Genomic DNA, 596 nt, shown 5'->3' on the forward strand with positions numbered 1-596 from the left:
CAGTGGCACCAGTGGCCCCGGTTTCTCCTTGTATACCCTGAATTCCTTGAGCTCCAGTATCTCCTTTGACGCCCTGGTCGCCTGTGGCTCCGGTCGCACCGGTGTCTCCTTTTTCTCCAGTGGCACCAGTTGCTCCAGTTGCACCAGTGGCCCCGGTCTCACCTTGGATCCCTTGAGCTCCGGTTTCACCTTTGTCACCTTTTAGACCCTGAATTCCTTGAGCTCCTGTTGCTCCTGTGGCACCAGTTGCTCCGGTTTCTCCGGTCTCACCTTGTATACCTTGAATTCCTTGAGCTCCGGTATCACCTTTATCACCTTTGGCACCAGTATCTCCCTGATCACCTTTGTCACCTTGGTCGCCTTTGTCTCCGGTAGCGCCTGTTGCTCCTGTAGCTCCAGTTTCTCCTTGTATACCTTGAATTCCTTGAGCTCCAGTTTCACCCTTGTCACCCTTGTCACCCTTGTCTCCAGTGGCACCAGTATCTCCTTTGTCACCTTTCTCACCTTGGATACCCTGTTCTCCGGTAGCACCAGTGGCACCAGTGGCCCCGGTTTCTCCTTGTATACCCTGAATTCCTTGAGCTCCAGTATCTCCT

The 596-nt window shown here is 53.9% G+C and carries 1 pseudogene; it reads right to left on the reverse strand.

Annotated elements, in window-relative coordinates:
• Positions 1-596: pseudogene (locus tag MWU82_RS24085) on the reverse strand (hypothetical protein); the annotation flags it as partial.

The organism is Arenibacter sp. S6351L (genome assembly GCF_023016025.1).
GTDB lineage: Bacteria > Bacteroidota > Bacteroidia > Flavobacteriales > Flavobacteriaceae > Arenibacter > Arenibacter algicola_B.